Origin of the sequence: Streptomyces sp. NPDC051218, assembly GCF_044455475.1 — a bacterium.
GTDB lineage: Bacteria > Actinomycetota > Actinomycetes > Streptomycetales > Streptomycetaceae > Streptomyces.
Window position 1 is genome coordinate 460,399 of record NZ_JBITEU010000002.1, and the last position, 23,004, is coordinate 483,402.

Annotated in this window: 16 protein-coding genes; 13 read left to right on the plus strand and 3 right to left on the minus strand. The window is 71.4% G+C overall.

From position 1 onward, the window contains the following. The first annotated feature begins 135 nt into the window (after positions 1-135). From ACIBCK_RS08495 to ACIBCK_RS08530, 8 genes are all read left to right on the plus strand, one after another. Complete coding sequence (locus tag ACIBCK_RS08495; protein WP_399387997.1) at positions 136-1,479, plus strand: MFS transporter; 1,344 nt, start codon at positions 136-138, stop codon at positions 1,477-1,479. Continuing rightward, positions 1,479-3,053 (plus strand): FGGY-family carbohydrate kinase, encoded by a 1,575-nt coding sequence (locus tag ACIBCK_RS08500; RefSeq protein WP_399387999.1) that lies wholly within the window; start codon positions 1,479-1,481, stop codon positions 3,051-3,053. Before ACIBCK_RS08495 ends, ACIBCK_RS08500 begins: the two co-directional genes overlap by 1 nt. Further along, a complete protein-coding gene (locus ACIBCK_RS08505; protein ID WP_399388001.1) occupies positions 3,046-4,560 on the plus strand; it encodes an FGGY-family carbohydrate kinase in 1,515 nt (504 codons plus the stop codon). Before ACIBCK_RS08500 ends, ACIBCK_RS08505 begins: the two co-directional genes overlap by 8 nt. Next, a complete protein-coding gene (locus ACIBCK_RS08510) occupies positions 4,557-5,165 on the plus strand; it encodes a histidine phosphatase family protein (protein WP_399388002.1) in 609 nt (202 codons plus the stop codon). The genes ACIBCK_RS08505 and ACIBCK_RS08510 overlap by 4 nt, the downstream gene beginning before the upstream one ends. Positions 5,166-5,226: 61 nt before the next feature. Then, positions 5,227-6,270, plus strand: a complete 1,044-nt coding sequence (locus tag ACIBCK_RS08515) for a 2-hydroxyacid dehydrogenase (protein ID WP_399388004.1) — start codon at positions 5,227-5,229, stop codon at positions 6,268-6,270. 41 nt (positions 6,271-6,311) lie between these two features. Further along, the gene (locus ACIBCK_RS08520; protein ID WP_399388005.1) at positions 6,312-7,232 is read left to right on the plus strand and encodes an oxygenase MpaB family protein; all 921 of its coding nucleotides are present in this window, start codon (positions 6,312-6,314) and stop codon (positions 7,230-7,232) included. Next, positions 7,214-9,451, plus strand: coding sequence for a tetratricopeptide repeat protein (locus ACIBCK_RS08525; RefSeq protein ID WP_399388006.1), 2,238 nt, complete (start codon positions 7,214-7,216; stop codon positions 9,449-9,451). Before ACIBCK_RS08520 ends, ACIBCK_RS08525 begins: the two co-directional genes overlap by 19 nt. Before the next feature lie 189 nt (positions 9,452-9,640). Then, positions 9,641-11,191, plus strand: a complete 1,551-nt coding sequence (locus ACIBCK_RS08530; RefSeq protein ID WP_399388008.1) for a phytoene desaturase family protein — start codon at positions 9,641-9,643, stop codon at positions 11,189-11,191. 39 nt (positions 11,192-11,230) lie between these two features. Here the strand turns inward: ACIBCK_RS08530 and ACIBCK_RS08535 are convergent, their stop codons facing one another. After that, positions 11,231-13,039: a serine hydrolase gene (locus ACIBCK_RS08535; protein ID WP_399388010.1), complete on the minus strand. Its 1,809-nt coding sequence runs from the start codon at positions 13,037-13,039 to the stop codon at positions 11,231-11,233. Positions 13,040-13,214: 175 nt separating this feature from the next. On the opposite strand from ACIBCK_RS08535, the gene ACIBCK_RS08540 reads away from it, so the two are divergent. Both ACIBCK_RS08540 and ACIBCK_RS08545 read left to right on the plus strand, forming a co-directional pair. Then, the gene (locus ACIBCK_RS08540; RefSeq protein WP_399388012.1) at positions 13,215-14,318 is read left to right on the plus strand and encodes an NAD(P)H-dependent flavin oxidoreductase; all 1,104 of its coding nucleotides are present in this window, start codon (positions 13,215-13,217) and stop codon (positions 14,316-14,318) included. 33 nt (positions 14,319-14,351) lie between these two features. Next, a complete protein-coding gene (locus ACIBCK_RS08545; RefSeq protein ID WP_399388881.1) occupies positions 14,352-15,908 on the plus strand; it encodes an acyl-CoA synthetase in 1,557 nt (518 codons plus the stop codon). A 50-nt stretch (positions 15,909-15,958) separates the two neighbouring features. Here the strand turns inward: ACIBCK_RS08545 and ACIBCK_RS08550 are convergent, their stop codons facing one another. Further along, positions 15,959-18,376, minus strand: coding sequence for a penicillin acylase family protein (locus ACIBCK_RS08550; RefSeq protein WP_399388014.1), 2,418 nt, complete (start codon positions 18,374-18,376; stop codon positions 15,959-15,961). Between the two features lie 169 nt (positions 18,377-18,545). On the opposite strand from ACIBCK_RS08550, the gene ACIBCK_RS08555 reads away from it, so the two are divergent. Continuing rightward, positions 18,546-20,045, plus strand: a complete 1,500-nt coding sequence (locus ACIBCK_RS08555) for an acyl-CoA synthetase (RefSeq protein WP_399388015.1) — start codon at positions 18,546-18,548, stop codon at positions 20,043-20,045. A gap of 3 nt (positions 20,046-20,048) precedes the next feature. Here the strand turns inward: ACIBCK_RS08555 and paaK are convergent, their stop codons facing one another. Continuing rightward, complete coding sequence (paaK, locus tag ACIBCK_RS08560; RefSeq protein ID WP_399388017.1) at positions 20,049-21,335, minus strand: phenylacetate--CoA ligase PaaK; 1,287 nt, start codon at positions 21,333-21,335, stop codon at positions 20,049-20,051. Positions 21,336-21,512: 177 nt separating this feature from the next. On the opposite strand from paaK, the gene ACIBCK_RS08565 reads away from it, so the two are divergent. After that, complete coding sequence (locus ACIBCK_RS08565; RefSeq protein WP_399388019.1) at positions 21,513-22,364, plus strand: alpha/beta fold hydrolase; 852 nt, start codon at positions 21,513-21,515, stop codon at positions 22,362-22,364. Between the two features lie 19 nt (positions 22,365-22,383). Next, complete coding sequence (locus ACIBCK_RS08570; RefSeq protein ID WP_399388020.1) at positions 22,384-22,998, plus strand: chorismate mutase; 615 nt, start codon at positions 22,384-22,386, stop codon at positions 22,996-22,998. Positions 22,999-23,004: the final 6 nt, after the last annotated feature.

A 23,004-nucleotide genomic window follows, 5' to 3' on the forward strand; every position in this document is an offset into this window, starting at 1 on the left:
ACGGCAGGTCGCCGCCCCGATGGGAAGATTCCGGCCGCCATTGACTCGCCTTTCCGGCCAGCTGTTCCATCGGCTCGTCCGTCCCTTACGTCCCCGCCGCAGAATCCTGCCCCCGCCGCAGAAAGGGGAGAGTCGATGCCGACCCCTCCGTCCCCTGCTCCGCGTTCGCCGATCACACGCCTTGGCATCCCGCCGACCCTCGCCTGGGGCTACCTCGGGCTGCTTCTCTTCATGATCGGGGACGGGGTCGAGTCCGGCTATCTCTCGCCGTACCTGATCGACGAGGGCATCTCGCAGCCCCGCGTCGCACTCCTGTTCACCGTCTACGGAGGCGCCGCGGCCATCGCGGCCTGGCTCTCCGGAGTGCTGTCCGACCTGTGGGGTCCGCGCCGCGTCATGTGGACCGGTCTGGGCATCTGGGCCGTCTTCCAGCTCCTCTTCCTGGTCCTGGCCATCCCCATGACCAGCTATCCGCTGATGATGCTCGGGTACGGCCTGCGCGGCCTCGGCTACCCGCTGTTCGCCTACGGGTTCCTGGTCTGGATCGCCTCGGTGGCACCGCGCGCCCGGCTCGGCACGGCCATGGGCTGGTACTGGTTCGCCTTCACCGGCGGACTGCCCACCTTGGGTTCACTGGTCGCGAGCGGGCTCATCCCGCGGATCGGCGCCTACGCCACGCTGTGGTCCGCGCTGGTCCTCGTGGCGGCGGGTGGTCTCATCGCCCTGCTGCTCGTCCGCGACGACCGGGGCGGGAAGCAGCCGCGCGGTGCGGGGGAGGGGCCGCTCGCCACGCTCGTCGGCAGCGTCACGGTCCTGTGGCGCAATCCCCGGGTCGGCGCGGGCTCGCTCGCGCGGGTCATCAACACGGCATCGCAGTTCGGCTTCTTCGTGATCATGCCGATCCACTTCACGAAGACGGTCGGCTTCAGCCTCACCGAGTGGCTGCATCTGCTCAGTGCCATGTTCGCCACCAACATCTTCGCCAACCTGCTGTTCGGGGTGGTGGGCGACCGGGTCGGCTGGCGCAGGACCATCGCCTGGTTCGGCGGCGCAGGATGCACCGTCAGTACGTTGCTGCTCTTCTACGTCCCGGAGGCGGCCGGCGACAACTTCCCGCTCGCACTGGCCGCTGCCGCCCTCTACGGGGCTACGCTGGCCGGATATGTACCGCTTTCGGCGCTGGTGCCCTCGCTGGAGCCGCGGCACAAGGGGCAGGCGCTCGCCGCGCTCAACCTGGGCGCGGGCGCCAGCACCTTCGTCGGGCCCGCGGTCGTCACCGTCTTCGTCGGGCCGCTCGGTGTCACAGGGGTGGTGTGGATTTTCGCGGGGATGCATGCGGTGAGCACCGTGCTCGCACTCTTCCTGAAGCTGCCGGACGACGCGGACGGAACAGCGCCGGCCCCCACCTCGGGCGTAGTGACCACCGCCTCGGCCCCGGCGTCACTCCGGCGTGACTCCGGCGTGAAAGGACTGACCTGATGTCCGTACTGACCATCGACGTCGGCACCACGATGATCAAGTCGGTCGTCTTCGACGACCAGGGCAGGGAGATCGCGGTCTCCCGGCTCGTCACCGAAGTGCTCCGGCCCCACCCCGGCTGGGCCGAACAAGATATGGACGCCGTCTGGAACGCCGTGGTCCACACCGTCCGCAGCGTGCTGTCCGGACTCGCCGACCCCGTCTGGCTGGTGTCCTTCACCGCCCAGGGCGACGGAGCCTGGCTCGTCGACGCGGACGGGCGCCCCACCGGGCCCGCGATCCTGTGGTCCGACGGCCGGGCCGGTGACCTGCTCACCGCCTGGGAGCGGGAGGGCGTCCTCGAAGCGGCCTTCCGCCGCAACGGCTCGCTGACCTGCGCGGGCATGCCGAACGCGCTCTTCAGCTGGCTCGCCGCCCACGACCCGGACCGCCTCGCGCGCTCCCACACCTCGCTCACCGCCGCGGGCTGGCTCTTCCTGCGCCTCACCGGCGTCCTCGCCTGCGACGAGTCCGACGCCTCCGCCCCGTTCCTGGACCACACCACCGGGGACTACGACCCGCAGATCCTCGACCTGTTCGGCCTGAGCGCCTACCGCAGGCTCCTGCCGACCGTCCTCGGCGAGTCGGAGCGGATCGCCGAGATCACCGGCGACGCCGCGGGTCAACTGGGTCTCCCGGCCGGCCTTCCCGTCGTGATGTCCCCGTACGACATCGCCGCCACCGCCCGCGGCGTCGGCGTGGTCAACCCCGGGCAGGCGTGCAGCATCCTCGGCACCACCCTGTGCACGGAGATCGTGCGCACGGACGTGGACACCAGCGGGGAACCCTCCGGCATCAACATCGCCTACCGGGGCCGCGAGCGCGTACTGCGTGCCTTCCCGACCCTCAACGGCGCCGAGGTGCTGGGCTGGGCCGCGCGGATGCTGGGGCTTCCCGGGCCGCCGGACCTCGCACGCCTGGCCTTCGAATCGGAGCCGGGCGCCCGCGGGTTGCTGTTCCTGCCCTATCTCTCCCCGGCAGGCGAACGCGCCCCGTTCCTCGACCCGCACGCCCGCGGCTCCTTCTGGGGGCTTTCCCTTGAGCACTCGCGCGCCGACATGGCCCGCGCCGTCTTCGACGGCCTCTCGCTGGTCCTGCGCGACTCGCTCGCCGCGGCCCGCACGGACGTGAGCGAGCTGCGGCTGTGCGGCGGCGGCGCCAACAGCGACGCGTGGTGCGCACTGATCGCCGACGCGACGGGCGTGCCCACCGCCCGCTCCGGCGACACCGAACTGGGCGCCAAGGGCGCCTTCCTCACCGGTCTCGTCCGCTCCGGCGCCGAGAGCAGCATGCACACGGCAGCCGCCAAGTACGTCCACATACAGACCAGTTGGGACCCAGACCCGGAACGCGCCCAGTTCTACGCCGCCTTGTACGAGGATTTCACCGGCCGCCGGTCCATCGTGCGCGAGGCGGGCTGGAGCGGTGGTGCGGTCTGGCGGGGGAGCGACACCCCGGGGCGGGGCGATACCACGCACGACACCTCGCACGACGCTGACAGCATCTCCGCCGACCTGGGAGAAGACCATGTCTGAGGCCCGCCCCACCGAGCACGCCCCCGACCCCCTCGACGGCATCTGGCTCGGCCTCGACCTCGGCACCCAGAGCGCCCGTTGCGTGGCCGTCGACGGCACCGGGCAACTCCTCGCCGCCGCCTCCCGGCCGCTGACCAGCCACCGGGACGGCGTGCGCCACGAGCAGGACCCTGAGGAGTGGTGGACCGCCCTGTCCGCCGCCTGCCGCGAGGCCCTGGCCGGGCTCGACGTGACGCGCATCCGCGGGCTCGCGATCGACGGCACCTCCGGCACGATCCTCCTCGCCGACACGGAGGGACGCCCGCTCACCCCGGGCCTGATGTACGACGACGGGCGCGCCGCCGACCAGGCGGTGACCGTCAACGAAGCCGGGGCAGCGGTCTGGCGGGAGCTCGGCTACCGCAGCATGCAGCCGTCCTGGGCGCTGCCCAAACTGCGCTGGCTCCTCGACCATGAGCCCGCGGCATCCGGTGCGGGCTGCCGGCTGCTGCATCAAGTCGACCTGGTCACCTGGCGTCTCGCCGGGCATCAGGTCGCCGCCGACGCGAGCCACGCCCTCAAGACCGGCTACCACCTGGTCGAAGAGCGCTGGCCGGACAAGGTCATGGCCGAACTCGGTGTGCCGGAAGGCCTGTTGCCCGACGTCGTACGTCCCGGCAGCGTGCTCGGCGCCGTGTGCGCCGCCGCGGCGGAGGCCACCGGCATCCCCGAAGGCACCACCCTGGTCGCCGGAATGACCGACGGCTGCGCCGCCCAGATCGGCGCCGGAGCCCTGGAACCCGGCGCATGGAACTCGGTGCTCGGCACCACCCTCGTGCTCAAGGGCAGCAGCCCGCATCTGGTACGCGACCCGGCGGGCGTCGTGTACTGCCATAGAGGGCCCGGCGAGAGCTGGCTGCCAGGTGGCGCCTCCAGCAGCGGCGCGGGCGTCATCTCCCGGCACTTCGCGGGTGAGGACCTGGACGACCTCACCGAGAGGGCCGCGGCGCTCGACCCCGACGCGGTCACCTACCCCCTGGTCTCCACCGGAGGCGAGCGCTTCCCCTTCCGGGCCCCGGAGGCAGAGCCCTTCACCCTCGGCCACGTCCCCACCCGAGCCGCGGAGTTCCACGCCCAGCTGCTCGGCGTCGCCTGCCTGGAACGGCTCTGCCTCGACTATCTCGACCACCTCGGCGCCCCCGTCGACGGACCACTCACCCTCACCGGGGGCGGCGCCCGCAACCGCTACTGGTGCCGCCTGCGCGCCGAGGTCGTCGGACGTCCCGTACGCCTGCCGGAACAGGCCGAGGGCGCCATCGGCATGGCGGTCCTCGCCGCCACATCCTCCGGTGCGAGCCTCCGGGAAGCGGCAACGGCCATGGTCCGGATCGGGGAGGAGATCCACCCGTCGCCTGCCCGCACCGCCCGCTACCTCCCCCTCTACCTCCGCTTCATCGACGAACTCACCCGCCGTGGCTGGCTCGACCAGGCCGTGGCCGACCACGCCCGCAGGAGGGCAGCGCGATGACCGACTTCATCCTCGTACGCCATGGCGAAACCGTCTGGCACGCCGAGAACCGTTACGCGGGACGCACCGACGTCCCCCTCACTCCGCACGGGCTCGAGCAGGCCGCCGCGCTCGCCGAATGGGCCCAGGGTGCGGGGCTCACGGCAGTGTGGAGCTCCCCCCTCTCCCGCGCCCGGCTCACCGCCGCCCCCGCAGCCGAAGCCTGCGGCCTCACCCCGCGCGTCGACGAGCGGCTCTACGAACTCGACTTCGGCGAGGGCGACGGTCTGACCAGGGACGAGATGCGACAGCGCTTCCCGGAACAGCTCGCGGCCTTCCTCGACGACCCGGTGGAGCACCATCTGCCCGGCGGCGAGGACCCGCGCAAGGCAGCCGCACGCGCCGCCGAATGCCTGGCCGACATCTCCCGCGAACAGCCGCACGGCAGAGTCCTGATCGTCGCCCACTCCACGCTCGTACGCGTTCTGCTCTGCCACCTCATCGGCATCCCCCTCGCCGACTACCGCCGCGTCTTCCCCCACCTGCTCAACGGCGCCCTCACAGAGATCCGCGTCGAAGGCGGGCAGACCGCACTGCTGCGTCTGAACACCCCCGCGCTCCACTGACCTGCCGCCCTCCACCCACACCGCCCGCACCACCCGCGTCACCCCTCAGGAGACACCACCCATGAGCACCACCGTCCTCGCCGCCGGCAACCACTTCATCCGCCCGAGCCTGTTCGCCGAGGCCGTGCGCACGGCCGCCGGGCAGCTGCCGCTGGACGTCCGCGAGCTCCAGTTCCCCTGGCCGCACACGCCGTTCGGGCCGGTGGCCGAGGTCATCGAGGCATCCGGCAGCGAGGACGAGATGATCGAGGCGCTCCAGGGAGTGGACATCTGCCTCACCGAGCACGGCCCGCTCACCGAACGCATCCTCGCCAACTGCCCCGACCTGAAGCTGTTCTGCACCAGCCGCGGCGGCCCGGTCAACGCCAACCTCGAAGCCGCGACCCGGCACGGCGTGGCGGTCTGCTACGCCCCCGGTCGCAACGCCACCGCCACCGCGGAGCACACCCTCACCCTCCTGCTCGCCGCCGCACGCGGCGTCGGCGACACCCACACCGACCTGCGCGAGGGCACCTGGCGCGGCGACTACTACGACTACGACAACTGCGGCATCGAGATCGACGGAGCGACCGTCGGCCTGATTGGCTACGGCGCCATCGGCAGCCGGGTCGCCCGCGTCCTGCGCGCGATGGGCGCCGAGGTCCTGGTGCACGACCCGTACGTACGACCCGAGACGCTCGCCGGTGTGGCGGAACAGGTCTCCCTCGCCGAACTGCTGCGCCGCTCACGCATCGTCTCCCTGCACGCCCGGGTCACCGAAGAGACCAAGGGCATGATCGGACGCGCCCAGATCGCCGCCATGCCCCGCGGTTCGATCCTGGTCAACTGCGCCCGCGGCGCGCTCCTCGACTACGAAGCGGCCTGCGACGCCCTGGAGTCCGGCCACCTCGCGGGCGCCGGCTTCGACGTCTTCCCCGAGGAGCCGCTGCCCGCAGGATCCCGGCTGCTCACCGCCCCCGGCGCCGTCCTCACCCCGCACATCGCGGGCGGCAGCCAGCAGGTCGCGCACAAGGCCGCGCGCATCGTGGCCGCCGAGGCCGGCTGCTTCCTGCGCGGCGAGCCGCTGGAGCACTGCGCCAACCCCGAGGTGCTCAAGGCCGGTTGAGACGGGCTATGCGGCGTAGCCTGCGTCCAGGAGGTGGTTGTATGGCCGACCCGGGACTCTTCGGACCCTCGTCCGTGACCTGGCAGATGCACGGCGACCCGATGATGTGGGTCGCCGGGATCCGCGCCCTGTATCTGCAGGCCCTGCACCCCCGCGCGGTCCGCGGCGTCATGCAGAACTCGGACTTCCGCAAGGACGCCTGGGGCCGCCTCATGCGTACCGCGAACTTCGTGGGCACCATCACGTACGGCACCACCGACGTCGCCGAACACGCGGGCGCGCGCGTGCGGAAGATCCACACGATGCTCAAGGCCACCGACCCCGACACGGGGGAGCGGTACGGCGTCGACGAGCCCGAGCTGCTGATGTGGGTGCACTGCGCCGAGATCGACTCCTATCTGCACGTCGCACGCCGGTCGGGGTTCCGGCTCACGGACGAGCTCGCCGACCGATACGTCGCCGAGCACCGCGAGAGTGGCCGGCTCGTCGGCCTCGACCCCGCCGACATACCGGCGTCGACCGCCGAGCTCGCCGCGTACTTCCAGCGGGTGCGGCCCGAACTGGCCGCCGGGCCGGAGGCGCGCGACGTCGACGACTTCCTCCAACGCCCGCCGACCCACCCGCTGTTGATCCCGGCACGCGCCCTGCTGTGGCGGCGCGTGGCGAATCTGGCGTACGCCTCGCTGCCGCCGTACGCTCACGAGTTGTACGGCAGGACGGCCCCGCCGCCCGCCACCGTGACCCGGCGGCTCGTCACCACCGGCACCATCCTGCGCACCGTTCCCGCACGTCTACGCTGGCAACTTCCCCCGAAGCACATTCTGCGCGCCATGGCCAGGCTCGGGCCCGGCGCCCGGCCTGCCCCGTACAAACTCGACAGGCGGGCAGCCATACTGGACGGGCCGGGGAGGGCGAAGCGAAGCAACGGGGGCGACGGCGGGAGATGGCGGACACCAGGCTGATCCAGGGCCGGTACCGGCTACTGGACCTGATCGGACGCGGCGGCATGGGCGAGGTGTGGCGTGCCCGCGACGAGTCGCTCGGGCGCAGGGTCGCAGTGAAATGCCTCAAGCCGATGGGGCCCCAGCACGACCAGTCCTTCACCCGCGTGCTGCGTGAGCGGTTCCGTCGCGAGGCGCGCGTCGCCGCCGCGCTGCAACACCGCGGGGTGACCGTCGTCCATGACTTCGGGGAGCACGACGGCGTCCTGTATCTGGTCATGGAGCTGCTCGAAGGACGCAACCTCAGCCAGCTCCTGGAGGAGAACAAACAGCATCCGCTGCCCGTCGCGGACGTCGTGGAGATCGCCGACCAGGTCTCCGCCGCGCTCGCGTACACCCACGAACAGGGCATCGTGCACCGGGACCTGAAGCCCGCGAACATCATGCGGCTCACGGACGGCACGGTGAAGATCTGCGACTTCGGGATCGCCAGGCTCGGCCACGACATCGGCTTCACCTCACGCCTGACCGGCACGGGCATCGCGATGGGCACCCCGCACTACATGTCGCCCGAGCAGATCAGTGGCGCCCAGGTCGACCAGCGCAGCGACCTGTACTCCTTCGGATGCGTGCTGTACGAGATCGCCACCGGCGCGCCGCCGTTCGACCTGGAGGACGCCTGGGCGGTGCTCGTCGGCCACCGTGACACGCCGCCCGAGCCGCCGCGCACGCACCGCGACGAGCTGCCCGAGTACTTCGAGAAGATCGTCCTCGACCTGCTCGCCAAGGAACCGGACGAGCGGCCGAGCGACGCACGCGAACTGGGGCGCCGCATCGTCACCGGCCGCACCGTGCCCGCGTACGTCCCGACCGTCGTCACCCCGCCCGTCCGGCGCCCCGAGCAGCCGCCGTCGCGCGAGCCGCGGCTGCCCTCGTGGACCCGCGGCATGACGACCGGGCACAAGGCGAACGGCGCCTCCGAGCTGCGGACGACGCCGCCGGACGCGGCGGCGGGCCTGACCGGCGAGTGGATCCCGCGCACCGACGCGCGCCGGGCCGCGACCCCGCGCAGGCCCGAACGGCCCACGCCCTCACCCGAGGTGGTCGCCACCCTCGTCAGCAGGCACAACGCGGGCCTGAGCCTGGGCCGCCTCGGCCGCTGGGCCGAAGCGGGGGAGGTGCACCGCGCGGTGGCCGCCGAGCGGGAGCACGCGCTCGGCCCCGACCACCAGGACACCCTCGCCAGCCGCTACGAAGTGGGCTTCACGCTCAGCCGCACCGGGCGCGCTGCCGACGCCCTGCGCGAGTACGGGCGCGTCGCCCAGGGCCGGGAGCGCACCCTGGGCCCCGAGCATCCGGACACGCTGGCCGCGCGGCAGGAAATGGCGTACGTCATGGGGCAGTTGGGGCGGCACTTCGAGGCCCACCAGATGTACACCTCCGTGCTCGCCGTCCGGGAGCGGACCGCGGGCGCCGACCACCCCGACACCCTGCGCTGCCGGCACAACCTCGCGTACAACCTCAGCAGGCTCGGCCGCCTGGAGGACTCCTACCAGCTGGCACGCGAAGTGGCGCTGGCGCGGGCGCGCGTCCTCGGCGCCACGCACCCCGACACCCTCGTGACCCGCTACGAAGTCGCGTACGCGCTCGGTCAGTTGGGCCGCTGGCCCGAGGCGCTCCAGACGTACCGCGAGGTCGCCGACGCGCGGGTGCGGGCGCTCGGCGCCGACCACCCCGACACCCTCGCCGCCCGCTACGAGGTGGGCATCAGCCTCGGCAGGCTCGGCCGCAGCGGCGAGGCCCTGGAGCTGTACCGCGACCTGATCGACGACCGCACCCGCGTGAGCGGCCCCGCCGACCCCGAGACCCTGCGCGCCCGGCACGGCCTCGGCGTCAACCTCGGCCGCCAGGGCCGCTGGGAGGAAGCCCTTGCCGAGGCCCGTGACGTCTGCGCGATACGCGAACGCGTCCTCGGCGGTGACCACCCGGACACCCTGGTCAGCCGCCGCGAGGTGGCCGTGGGGCTCGGCTGGCTCGGCCGCTGGGCGGACGCCCTGACCGAGTACCGCCGCGTCGCCGCCGCCCGCGAACAGGTCCTCGGCGTTGACCACCCCGACGCCCTGGCCAGCCGCAACGACGAGGCGCACTGCCTGGAACAGCTGGGCCGCGGCACGGAGGCGGTCGAGCTGTACCGCCGGGTGGCGGCGCTGCGCCAGCGTCGGGCTACCGGAGGGCATTGACTCGCGGGGCGCCGTTCGCTGCGCGACTTCGGTGGATGGCCGACTGCTGACGCGTCGTGGCTGGTCGCGCAGTTCCCCGCGCCCCTTTGGGGCGCGTCTCGCCCGGTGGATGGTCGACTGGCGGCACCTCGTTGCTGGTCGCGTCGCTCCTCGCACCCCTTTGGGGCGCTCCGCGTGTTACCAAGGGCTATGCCTCCTCGCGATCGATACGACGCAGTCATCGTCGGCGGTGGTCACAACGGACTCGTGGCCGCCGCCTATCTCGCCCGCGCCGGACGCTCCGTCCTGGTCCTGGAGCGGCTCTCCGGGACCGGCGGCGCCGCCGTGTCCAGCCGGCCCTTCGCCGGCGTCGACGCCCGGCTCTCGCGCTACTCCTACCTGGTCAGCCTGCTCCCGCGGAAGATCGTCCGGGACCTCGACCTGGACTTCCGTGTGCGCACCCGCAACGTCTCCTCCTACACGCCGACCGAACGCGAGGGGCGTCCGACCGGACTGCTCGTCGGCGGGGGCGACGCGCGCACCAGGGAAGCGTTCGAGCGGCTGACCGGCGGCCCGCGCGAGTACGAGGCCTGGCGGGAGTTCTACGCCATGACGGGGAACGTCGCCGAGCAGGTGTTCCCCACGCTCACCGAGCCCCTGCCCACACGCGAGGCCCTGCGCGAACGGATCGGTGACGAGACTGCCTGGCGCGCGCTGTTCGAGGAGCCGATCGGCGCCGCCATCGAGGAGCGCTTCGCGGACGACCTGGTGCGCGGCGTGGTGCTCACCGACGCCCTCATCGGAACGTTCGCCGACGCCCACGACCCGTCCCTGCGGCAGAACCGCTGCTTCCTCTACCACGTCATCGGCGGCGGCACCGGCGACTGGAACGTGCCCGTCGGCGGCATGGGCGCCCTCACCGGCGCTCTCGCGGCATCGGCCCGCGCCGCGGGCGCCGAACTCGCCACCGGCCACGAGGTCACCCGCATCGAGTCCGACGGACAGAGCGCCGAGGTCACGTACCGCACCCCCGAGCGCGAGGCCACTGTCGCCGCCCGGCACGTCCTGGTCAACGCCTCACCGCAGGAGCTCGCCGCCCTGGTCGGCGACGCGCCGCCCGCCCCGGCCGAAGGCGCCCAGCTCAAGGTCAACATGCTGCTCGAACGGCTCCCGAGGCTGCGCGACACCTCGGTCGACCCGCACGAGGCGTTCGCCGGCACCTTCCACATCGGGGAGGGCTACGGGGAGTTGGGAGCCGCGTACGCCCAGGCCGCGTCCGGGGAGCTGCCCGCCGCGCCGCCCTCCGAGATCTACTGCCACTCCCTGACCGATCCCAGCATCCTCGCCCCCGAACTCGTGGAGCGCGGCTGCCAGACCCTCACCCTCTTCGGCCTGCACACGCCTGCCCGGCTCTTCGCCCACGACAACGACACGGTACGGGCAGAACTCCTGAAGTCGACCCTGGCGCAGCTGGACGCGCACCTGGCCGAGCCGCTCGCCGACTGCCTCGCCACCGACGCCGAAGGGCGCCCCTGCATCGAGGCCAAGACGCCGCTGGACCTGGAACGCGACCTGCGCCTGCCCGGCGGCAACATCTTCCACCGCGACCTCGCCTTCCCCTACGCCCAGGACGGCACCGGCCGCTGGGGCGTGGAGACACGGCACGCGAACGTCCTGCTGTGCGGCGCGGGCGCCGTGCGCGGCGGTGGGGTCAGCGGCATCCCCGGGCACAACGCGGCGATGGCCGCGCTGGAGGAGTAGGGCGGCTGCCCCGGCGGCCTCTGCCCCGGCGGCCTGTCCTCAGTCGGCCGACGGGGCCCACCCCACCGCCTCGATGCGGGCCGCGTCGGCGGGCCGTGCCTCGTCGAACGCGGTAGGCCCGCCGTCCTCGACCCGCAGCCCGTCGGCGTACGCGCCGCGCCCCACGTAGAGCTGATCCGTCGCGTACCGCCACCGCAGCCGCACCTGCTCGCCCCGCAGACCCGAGAGGTCCGCGGTGAGGCGGTGCCAGACGCGCCCCGACCAACCGGAGGCTGTGCCGTCGGGGTGCCTGCGGGGATCCGAGCCCCTGTGCTGCGTCGTGAACGGCACCGGCTGCCACGTCGTGCCGTCGTCCCGCGAGGATTCCAGGCGCAGCTGGTCCGAGCCGGGCTCGGTGTCCCACCACAGCTCGCAGCGCAGTCTCGCCCGGTCCGTGGTGAGGGAGAGCGGCGGCAGGGTCAGGGTGGCCGTGGTGGCGTTCGTCATGCCGGAGAACCAGGCGGTGCGTCCGCGCGCGGGACGCACCGGCACGGCGCGTGCCATGCGGTTCGCCGCCGCCACCCTCGGGGCCGATCCGGAGCGCCAACTGCGTACCGGGTGCACCGAGTTGCCGAGGACGACCAGGAACGAGTCGGTCGTCGGGTCCAGGACGAGGGACGTGCCGGTGAACCCCGTGTGGCCCGCGGTGCGCGGTGTCGCCATGGCGCCCATGTACCAGTGCTGGTAGAGCTCGAAGCCCAGGCCGTGCTCGTCACCGGGGAAGGCGGTGTTGAAGTCGGTGAACATCAGCTGCACGGACTCGGCGGAGAGGATGCGGGAGCGTCCGTAGACCCCGCCGTTGAGGAGCGTACGGCCGAGGACCGCGAGGTCCCAGGCGCACGAGAAGATCCCCGCGTGGCCCGCGACCCCGCCGAAGCCGAAGGCGTTCTCGTCGTGCACCTCGCCCCACACCATGCCGCGGTCGAGGCCCGACCAGGGCAGGCGGGCGTCCTCGGTCGCGGCGGTCTTCGGCTGCCAGGACGCGGGCGGGTTGAAGCGGGTGCGGTGCATCCCGAGTGGAGCAGTGATCTCGTCGTGGAGCAGTGTGTCCAACTGACGGCCCGTGATCTCTTCGAGGACCAGTTGGAGCGAGATCAGGTTCAGGTCCGAGTAGAGGTACTTGGTGCCGGGCGCGTTGAGCGGTGCTTCGTTCCAGATGAGACGCAGCTGACCCTCGCGCGTGGGTTCCTTGAAGAGGGGGATCCAGGCACGGAACCCGGAGGTGTGCGTGAGGAGCTGTCGGATGGTGACGTCCTGCTTGCCGCCGCCCCCGAAATCCGGGAGATACGAGGCGACCTTCGCCTCAAGCTCCAGCTTGCCCCGCTCGATCTGCTGCACCGCGAGCAGCGAGGTGAACAGCTTCGAGACGGAGGCGAGGTCGAACACCGTGTCCTTGGCCATCGGGATCTGCCGGTCGGCCGGCAGCTCGACCCCTGTGTCGGTCTTCTCGTCGTACGCCGCGTAGCGCACCGCCTTGCCGATGGGATGGTGCAGGGCGACCGTGCCGCCGCGGCCCGCGAGCAGGACGGCGCCCGCGTACCAGGGGTGCTTGGGGGAGGGGCCGAGGAACTGCTCCGCGTCGGCCACCAGCTGGCGCAGGTGCCCGGCGAGCAGCCCCGCCCGCTCGGGACTGCCGGGCCGCAGCGTCGGATGCTTGGCTCCGGTCGCGGCCCCCGCCGCCGCGGCCGGACCCGCGGGGAAGGGCACCAGCGCGAGCGCGCCACCCAAGGCGACTGCCCGCGCGCCCAGTTGGCGGCGGCTCAGCCCGCCACCCGCTCTGTCCGACGCCGCCCCGCTGTCCTCGGCCATGACCGTGCCCCCTCCTGGAACGCTCCTGGGCTGAAATTATCTTTCGGGATCACAAGAGACTGCTGAAACTTTCATGTCAGTGCCCCGCCCTGTCAACCACGGGCGCCCGGCAAAGATCTGACACTGCATCAGAAAATCTCTTCCGTCGTCCGGACGGCTGCGGCATCCTGCGCCCATGCAGACAGACCTGAGCAGGAAACTGGGGATCGAGCACGCCATCTTCGGCTTCACGCCCTTCCCGGCGGTGGCGGCCGCCATCAGCAGGGCGGGCGGATTCGGTGTGCTCGGGGCGGTCCGCTACACGGCCCCCGACGAGCTCGCCCGGGATCTCGACTGGATGCAGGAGCATGTAGGCGACCGGCCCTACGGACTCGATGTCGTGATGCCGGCGAAGAAGGTCGAGGGGGTGAGCGAGGCCGACGTCGAGGCGATGATCCCCGAAGGCCACCGCGAGTTCGTCAAGGACACCCTCGGCAAGCACGGCGTACCCGAACTCGCCGAAGGGGAGGCATCCGGCTGGCGCATCACCGGCTGGATGGAACAGGTCGCCCGCAATCAGCTCGACGTGGCCTTCGACTACCCGATCAAACTGCTGGCGAACGCGCTCGGCTCCCCGCCGGCCGACGTCATCCAGCGCGCCCACGAGAACGACGTACTCGTCGCCGCCCTTGCCGGCAGCGCCCGGCACGCACGCAAACACGCTGAGGCGGGCATCGACATCGTCGTCGCGCAGGGCTACGAGGCGGGCGGCCACACCGGCGAGATCGCCTCCATGGTCCTGACGCCCGAGGCCGTCGAGGCCGTCGCGCCGCTGCCGGTCCTCGCGGCGGGCGGCATCGGCAGCGGGGAACAGATAGCGGCCGCGTTCGCCCTCGGCGCGCAGGGCGTGTGGCTCGGCTCCCTCTGGCTCACCACGACGGAGGCCGACATGCACTCGCGGGCGCTCACCGAGAAGCTCCTGGCTGCGGGCTCGGGCGACACGGTCCGCTCACGCGCCCTGACCGGCAAGCCCGCACGCCAGTTGCGCACGGAGTGGACCGACGCCTGGGACGACCCGGCCGGACCCGGCACGCTGCCCATGCCGCTGCAAGGGCTCCTGGTCGCCGAGGCGGTGTCGCGCATCCAGAAGTACGAGGTCCAGGCGCTGCTCGGCACACCCGTCGGGCAGATCGTCGGCCGGATGAACAGCGAACGCAGCGTCCAGGCGGTCTTCGACGACCTGACCAGCGGTTTCGAGCGTGCCATCGACCGGGTGAACCGCATCGCCGGACGCGACTGACGAGACGACTCAGGAGAGGTCCCTATGAGCAGCATGCCGGGCAGCACGCCCCCCAACGGCTTCTGGGCACAGGCCGAAGCCGACCCGGACCGCACGGTCCTGACCGCGCCCGACGGCGAGCGGTGGACCGCGCGGCGCCTGCACGCGGCGACCAACCAACTCGTCCACGGACTGCGCGCCGCGGGCCTGGAGCGCGGCGACGCCTTCGCCGTCGTGCTGCCGAACGGCGTCGAGTTCCTCACCGCGTATCTCGCGGCTTCGCAGGCCGGCTTCTACCTGGTCCCGGTTAACCACCACCTGGTCGGGCCCGAGATCGCCTGGATCGTCGCCGACTCCGGCGCGAAGGTACTGATCGCCCACGAACGGTTCACGCAGGCGGCCACCGACGCCGCCGACGAGGCGAAGCTCCCGGCAACGCACCGGTACTCCGTGGGCGATGTCCCCGGCTTCCGCCCGTACACCGAACTCCTCACCGGGCAGCAGGAGTCGGCCCCGGCCGACCGCACCCTCGGCTGGGTCATGAACTACACCTCGGGCACGACGGGACGTCCGCGCGGCATCAGGCGCCCCCTCTCCGGCAAGCTCCCCGAGGAGTCGTACCTCGGCGGCTTCCTCGGCATCTTCGGCGTCAAGCCCTTCGACGGCAACGTGCACCTCGTCTGCTCGCCGCTCTACCACACGGCGGTACTCCAGTTCGCGGGCGCCGCCCTGCACATCGGCCACCCGCTGGTCCTGATGGACAAGTGGACACCAGAGGAGATGCTGCGCCTCATCGACACGTACAAGTGCACGCACACCCACATGGTGCCGACCCAGTTCCACCGCCTCCTCGCGCTGCCGGACGCGACGAAGGCGGCGTACGACGTGTCGTCGATGCGCCATGCCATCCATGGCGCCGCGCCCTGCCCGGACCACGTCAAGCGGGCCATGATCGAGTGGTGGGGCGAGTGCGTCGAGGAGTACTACGCGGCCAGCGAGGGCGGCGGCGCCTTCGCCACCGCACAGGACTGGCTGAAGCGGCCCGGCACCGTCGGCAAGGCCTGGCCCATCAGTGAACTGGCGGTCTTCGACGACGACGGCAACCGTCTGCCGCCCGGTGAACTCGGCACCGTCTACATGAAGATGAGCACAGGCGGCTTCTCGTACCACAAGGACGAGTCCAAGACGAAGAAGAACCGCATCGGCGACTTCTTCACGGTCGGCGACCTCGGCCTCCTGGACGAGGACGGGTATCTCTACCTCCGCGACCGCAAGATCGACATGATCATCTCGGGTGGGGTCAACATCTACCCCGCCGAGATCGAGTCCGCCCTGCTCACCCACCCCGCCGTCGCGGACGCGGCAGCCTTCGGCATCCCGCACGACGAGTGGGGCGAGCAGGTCAAGGCGGTCGTCGAGGTGGCGGAGGGGCACACGGCGGGCGATGCCCTGGCCACCGAGATCCTCGACCACTGCGCACGCCAACTGGCGGGCTACAAACGCCCGAAGAGCGTCGACTTCATCGAGGTCATGCCCCGCGACCCGAACGGCAAGCTCTACAAGCGACGGCTGCGAGAGCCGTACTGGGAGGGACGGGAACGCGCGCTGTAACCAGCAGGGACACCCCGCGCCGAGCTCGGCGCGGGGTGGCCCCGCACCACTCAGCGTTGGCGGACCTTCACCACCTTCAGCTTCGGATCGCCCAGGATGTCCTTCTCACAGAAACGTGACGTCACCCAGCGCTCATCGGAGTACAGCCGCGTCTGATCGCTGTAGTGCGGAGAGTTGGGGTTGGAGGACTGCGAGTACGTGAGGAGTGTGCGCGCCTTCGGGCAGCGGCTCTTGTCCCAGCCGACCGCCTGGATGTGGCTCGAACCATGCGCGACCTCGGTGTAACCGCCGCCCTTCGCGTCCCAGACCGGCTCGACCTTGTTCCACACGCCGATCGACTCCGTGCCGCCATGGATGGGCAGCCGATCCGAACCGCGTACGACGAACTGGTTCCTGCCGAGCGGCGCGTCGAGCGCGATGCCCGCGCCCTTCAGCTCGGCCACCGTGTCGGCGAGGGCGGTCGAGAAGCCCGGCGCGGCCGTGTTGAGGGTGTTCGGGGTACGCACCGGGTCGGCGGCCGAGAACGGCACCTTCCACAGCTCGGCGTTGGGCACGGCGGCGACCAGCTTGCGCCAGAACCGGTCGAAGAGCAGCGCGCCCTTGCTGTCCGTGTCCATGCCGTGGTCCCAGGCCTTGAGGGCGGCGCAGGCCTTGCGTACGTCAACCACCTTGCCGTCACTGCTGGTTGCGGTGCCACCTGGCAGCGCGGCACACGCACGCGCCGCGTCGTCGGCGGCCAGGTCACCCGCCGGGGCGCGGTTCGCGAACTGCTGCTTCTGCAGATCCTTGACCGTCAGGCCGCCCTTCTTCGCCATCGCCGCGACATCCTCGATGGCACCGCGCGTCCGCATGGAGCGCTGCGTGCCGATCGTCCCGAAGATCCGCTCGTACCCCGTGATCGGCCGGTCGGCGTTGGTGAGCCAGGCGCTGTCGTTGGAGTTCTCCGCGTACGGGGCGTTCTTGAGCGTGGGCATCTTCGACGGGCCGAAGATGCCCGGCTGGACGGCGTCCTTGTCCGAGCCGATCGCGCACGCACCGCGCGAACCGTCGAGCACGGCCACGCCCGACGCCGGATACGTCACCTTGCCCAGGTCCGTGGAGCACCGCTGCGCGAGGTCGTCGGTGATGCGGGGCAGCACCTGCGACTGGCTGAGCAGCGAGTGGCCCTCGCGGTCGGCGGCCACGGTGTTGACCCAGGGAAGCCCCTGCGTGTCACGCAGCGCCTTCAACACCCCTCCGGTGGAGCGGGCCTTGCCGAAGCCGAGGTCGGTGTCGCTGCCGCGCATGTTCGTGGCGTTGGGGTCGTTCAGGGCGTACGCCGTCTTCGCCGACCAGGGCAGCGGAAGCTGTGCGCCGAGGCCGGTGGTGACCGGGCCGTACCGGGTCCACCACTGGGTGCGGGTCACCGGGGGGCCGCCCTTGACCGGCACCTCGACCGTCCGCTGCGTCATCTTTTCCCGCTTGCCGTCCACCAGATAGGTGGTCGGATCGCCCGGAGCCAGGGTGAGTTGATGCAGATTGAGGGTCACGCCGGTCGCCACCGTGTGGCTCCACGCCACATCGCCGTTGAAACCGATGTTGACGACGCTCGTGCCGAGCAGCGAACCACCCGAGACGTTCAGCTCACCGGGGATGGTCTGCTGGGACTGCCAGAAGCGCCGACCGCCCTGCCAGGGGTAGTGCGGATTGCCGAGCAGCAGGCCCTTGCCGTTCGCGGTGGTCCTCCCGCTGAACGCGACGGCGTTGGACCCCATGACGGCTTCCTCGGCGGAGAAGAGCTCGCGGGCCTCCTTCGCGGTGCGCTCGGGGTCGGGCGCGCGGTCCCGGTCCTTCACGCTCGGCGGCTGCGCGGCGGTGATGCCGTCGATGCCGCGTCCCTGACCGCCGAGGACCTGGACGGCGAAGCCCTGCCGGGCCACGTCCAGGGAGGTGATCGGGCGCAGCCACTTGGCGCCCTTGCACGCGGGGTCCGTCACGCGGTTCTGCTTCAGCCACGCGTTGTAGCCCGCCGCGAAACCGCGCATCAGCTTCTTCGACGTGGCGCTCGGCCCGGCGGGGGCGGGCTGCTCGAGGAGCTTCTCCACCGTGTGCGTGTCGCGGACGCCGCCGAAGTAGAGGTCACTGGAGAGGTTGGTGGTCGCCGACGACAGCGAGCCGTCGGGCTTGCCGTCGGCGCCGAAGTAGCGTGACCGCTCTCCGCGTACGGTCACATACCCCTCGGCGAGCGTGCACACCTGGTCGGCGGCCTGCGCCCAGCCGGTGCCGAAGCCGAGGTTCTCGTAGTCCTTGGCGAGGATGTGCGGGATGCCGTACTGGGTGTAGCGGACGGTCGCGGACAGACCGCCGCCCGACGGCCCGGCGTCGCGCGCGTCCGCCGCGCCGGCGGTGGCGGCGGACGAGGGCAGAAGGGCCGTGGCGGTCAACAGGCTGATGCCGAGGGCCGTCAGCCGTCTGGAGCGGGATCGCATACTGCCTCCCAACTGATGCAACTGGTGCGATTGATGCAACTGGTCTCAGGGCAAGGGCGGTTGAGCGTACCAATCGGTATGTCAGTTGATCGAGTACCGGGACCGGCCAGGTTTCGCGCCCCGTCCGGAGCCTTGACCGCCGCGATGCGCGCGGCACAGGATCACGCACATGACGGGTCTACGCAGCAACACGGTCGACGGGGTCCTTCGACGGAGCGCGCGGCGCGTGCCGGGGCGAGTGGCTCTGCGCTATGGGGAGCGGGTCTGGACGTACGCGGAGCTGGACACGGCCGTGTCGCGGGCCGCTCAGGTGCTGCGTGCGGAGGGCCTTGGCCACGGTGACCGAGTCGGTGCCTATGCCCATAACTCCGACGCCTACCTCATCGGGTTCCTGGCCTGCTCGCGGGCGGGCCTGGTTCATGTGCCGGTCAACCAGAACCTCGTCGGTGACGACCTGGCGTACATCGTGGGCCAGTCGGGCTGCTCGCTGGTCCTCGCCGACCCGGACCTCACCCCGCGCCTCCCCGGCGACGTTCGCGTGCTCGCCCTTCGTGACGCGGACGACTCACTGCTCGCGCGGCTCACGGCCGCACCGGCGTACGACGGCGAAGAGCCCGGCGCGGAAGACCTCGCCCAGCTGCTCTACACGTCAGGGACGACCGCCGCGCCGCGCGGCGCGATGATGACGCACCGCGCCCTCGTCCACGAGTACGTCAGCGCCATCACCGCCCTCGACCTCAAGGAGACCGACAAACCCGTCCACTCGCTGCCGCTCTACCACTCGGCGCAGATGCACGTCTTCCTGCTGCCGTACCTCGCGGTGGGTGCCGAGAACACGATCATCGACGCGCCCGACGCCGAGCGGATCTTCGAACTGGTCGAGGCCGGCCGCGCCGACAGCCTTTTCGCGCCGCCCACCGTGTGGATCGGCCTCTCGAACCACCCCGGCTTCGCCACCCGTGACCTCGGCGCCCTGCGCAAGGCGTACTACGGGGCGTCGATCATGCCCGTTCCCGTCCTGGAGCGGCTGCGCGAACGGCTGCCGTCGCTCGGCTTCTACAACTGCTTCGGGCAGAGCGAGATCGGCCCGCTCGCCACGGTCCTCGGGCCCGACGAGCACGAAGGGCGGATGGACTCCTGCGGGCGCCCCGTTCTCTTCGTCGAGGCACGGGTCGTGGACGAACGTGGCGTGGAGGTACCCGACGGCACCAGGGGCGAAGTCGTCTACCGCTCACCGCAGTTGTGCGAGGGCTACTGGGACAAGCCCGAGGAGACCAAAGAGGCTTTCCGTGGCGGGTGGTTCCACTCCGGGGACCTCGCCGTGCGGGACGACGAGGGCTACTTCACCGTCGTCGACCGCGTGAAGGACGTCATCAACTCCGGCGGCGTCCTCGTCGCCTCGCGCCAGGTCGAGGACGCGCTCTACACCCACGCACGCGTCGCGGAGACGGCGGTGATCGGGCTGCCGGACGAGCGCTGGATCGAAGCGGTCACCGCCGTCGTCGTACGCAACGGAGAGGTGACCGAGGCCGAACTCATCGACCACGCACGCGAGAAGCTCGCCCACTTCAAAGCACCCAAGAGGGTCCTGTTCGTGGACGAGCTGCCGCGCAACGCGAGCGGGAAGATCCTCAAGCGGGAGCTGCGGGACCGCTTCGGCGCGTCGTAAGCCTTACGGGGTGCGCAGGTCCACGATCCGCTTGATCTTTCCCACCGACCGCTCGATCGTCTCCGGGGCGACGATCTCGACCGCCACCGAGACGCCGATGCCGTCCTTCACGGCGGCCGCGATCTCCCGTGCCGCCGCCTCGCGCCGCTCGGGAGTGGTGTCCGCGCGGGACTCGGCCCGGACCGTCAGCGCGTCCATGCGGCCCTCGCGGGTCAGGCGCAGCTGGAAGTACGGGGCGACGCCCGGTGTCCGCAGGACGATCTCCTCCACCTGCGTGGGGAAGAGGTTCACGCCGCGCAGGATCACCATGTCGTCCGACCGGCCCGTGATCTTCTCCATCCGGCGGAACGTCCGCGCGGTGCCGGGCAGGAGGCGGGTCAGGTCGCGCGTGCGGTAACGGATGACAGGCATGGCCTCCTTGGTGAGGGAGGTGAAGACGAGTTCGCCGCGCTCGCCGTCCGGAAGTACCTCACCGGTGATCGGATCGACCACCTCCGGATAGAAGTGGTCCTCCCAGATGTGCAGGCCGTCCTTGGTCTCCACGCACTCCTGGGCGACGCCGGGGCCGATGACTTCCGAGAGCCCGTATATGTCGACCGCGTCGATCGCGAACCGCTCCTCGATCTCGCGGCGCATCTCCTCCGTCCACGGCTCGGCGCCGAAGATACCGACCTTGAGTGACGTCGTACGCGGGTCGACGCCCTGACGCTCGAACTCCTCGAGAAGGGTGAGCATGTAGGAGGGCGTGACCATGATGATCTCGGGGCGGAAGTCCTGGATCAGCCGGACCTGGCGCGCCGTCATGCCACCGGACGCGGGAATCACCGTGCAGCCGAGCCGCTCGGCCCCGTAGTGCGCGCCCAGGCCGCCGGTGAACAGGCCGTAGCCGTACGCCACATGGACCTTGTCCCCGGGACGGCCGCCCGCCGCGCGGATCGAGCGGGCGACGACGTCCGCCCACATCGACAGGTCCTGTTCGGTGTAGCCGACGACCGTCGGCAGGCCCGTCGTGCCACTGGACGCGTGCAGGCGCCGGACCTCGGACTGCTCGACCGCGAACATCCCGAAGGGGTAGTTGTCCCGCAGATCGGTCTTGGCCGTGAACGGGAAGCGGGCCAGGTCGGAGAGTGCGCGGCAGTCGTCGGGGCGCAGGCCCGCCTTGTCGAACGCCGCCCGGTAGAAGGGCACGTTCTCATAGGCGTGCAGCAAGGTGTCCTGGAGGCGCTCCAGCTGCAGCGCCTCGAGCTCCTGGCGCCCGAGGCGCTCCGTCGCGTCCAGCATGGCCGTCATATGGCGTTTCTCCCGTCCCAAACGGGCGACCGATCATTCGGTCGTCGATCTTCCGTCAAGGTCAGTAATCCAGCCCCGGAGGCGGCCGTCAAGAGATCGCGCAGGGCGGCCTCGAGCTGGGGTGCCATGGCCGAGCGGCATTGTCCGGGTGCGACGCGAGATGTGATGATCACCCTCATGCCGACCTTCACCTTCACCGCGTACGACGGGACCGAGCTGGCCTATCACGAGAGGGGAGAGGGCGAGCCGCTGCTCTGCGTGCCGGGCGGCCCGATGCGCGCCTCCGCCTACTTCGGCGATCTCGGTGGCCTGACGGCGCACCGCCGCCTGGTCCTGCTCGACCTGCGCGGCACGGGCGAATCCGCGGTGCCGGCCGACCCGGCGTCGTACCGCTGCGACCGGCTCGTGGACGACGTCGAGGCGCTGCGCGAGCACCTGGGGCTCGACGAAGTCGACCTGCTCGGCCATTCGGCGGCCGGGAACATCGCCACGCTGTACGCGGCACGCCACCCGAAGCGGATTCGCCGCCTCGTCCTGATCACCCCGGCCACCCAGTCGCTCGGCCTCACGCCGGGCGCGCGGGATCATCTTGACGCGGCGCTGGCGCACAAGGACGAGCCCTGGTACCCGGCCGCCGAGGCCGCACTGAAGGAGATCGCGGCCGGGCGCAACCCTCTTGAGGTGTGGGACGCGATAGCGCCCCTCGGCTACGGGCGCTGGGACGACGCGGCGCGGGCGCACCAGGCGGCGAGCGCGCGCGAGAAGAACGCCGAGGCCGCCGCCCTCTTCTACGGCGACGGCGCACTCGACCCACCCGCGACACGCGCCGCCCTCGCCGGCCTGACGGCACCGGTGCTGGTCCTCGCGGGAGAGTACGACGGTGTTCCCAATCCGGCGCACGCGGCGGAGTTCGCCGGGTTCTTCCCCGGAGGCGTGCGTCAAGTGCAGCCGGGTGGCGGACACTTCCCGTGGCTCGACGATCCGGAGTGGTTCGCGCGGCGCGTGGCAGGATTCCTCGCGCAGGACTAGGGATACCAGAGGAGTCAGTGTGCGTCTTACTTCGTCCGCGGGGCGTCTGTTCATTGCCGGGGCCGCGAGCGTGGCCCTGCTGGCCGGAAGCGGGGGCATCGCTGTCGCCGCTCCGGCGCAGCGGCCGGCGGCCGTCGCCCCCGATTCCGCGTACGCCCGGCTCCATCCGCTGGTCGATCTCGCCGCCCAGCGCCTTGCCACCGCCGATCTCGTCGCCGCTGCGAAGTACGGCACGGGCAGTCCGATCGACGACCCGGCGCGCGAGAAGCAGGTGCTCGACGATGTCGCGGGGCAGGCGAGGGATCTCGGCGCCGATCCTGAGGCGACCGTGCGGATCTTCCGGGACCAGATCGAGGCCAACAAGGTGGTGCAGCGGGAGCTGCACCGTCGGTGGGACGCGGACCCTGCGCAGGTGCCTGCGGAGAAGCCGGACCTCGGGGAGGTCCGCAAGGAGATCAATCGCGTGAACGGTGAGTTGGTGCGGGGCATCGCCGACTCTCCGTCGGCGAGGTCCATGCCCTCCTGTCGGGGGCTTGTGACGGTGGCGGGCGTACGGGTGCGGGGTGAGCGGCAGCTGGACGTTCTGCACGCCGTGGCTCTGGGGCGGGCGCTTCGGTCCGTCTGCTCCGGCTGACGGGAC